Genomic DNA, 231 nt, shown 5'->3' on the forward strand with positions numbered 1-231 from the left:
GGTTCAACAGGCTTTCCAAATGGTGTCCTTAGGTAGGTTTATGACGCTAACAAACCGGAATCGCCATTGCTCCATGTGCTAAACAATATCTTAGCCAGTCGGCTAAAAACTGGTTAATTTGATGCTTTTCGTCGCGTTGATGCAACTTTTTATTCGGGTAATCATACCGCGCCTTGAAGCGAAAGATCTGCTGACTCGAACACACTTCAGCGACCATCGCATCATGATAGA

1 protein-coding gene is annotated in these 231 nt (G+C 44.6%); it reads right to left on the bottom strand.

Features of this window, described 5'->3' with window-relative positions; all coding sequences use genetic code 11:
* Positions 1-46 precede the first annotated feature (46 nt).
* Positions 47-231, bottom strand: a 185-nt coding sequence (locus IEQ44_RS16620; RefSeq protein WP_163785613.1) for a DUF1249 domain-containing protein, incomplete at its 5' end; no start/stop codon positions are given.

The organism is Nocardioides malaquae, assembly GCF_015070385.1.
Classification (GTDB): Bacteria; Actinomycetota; Actinomycetes; order Propionibacteriales; family Nocardioidaceae; genus Nocardioides; species Nocardioides malaquae.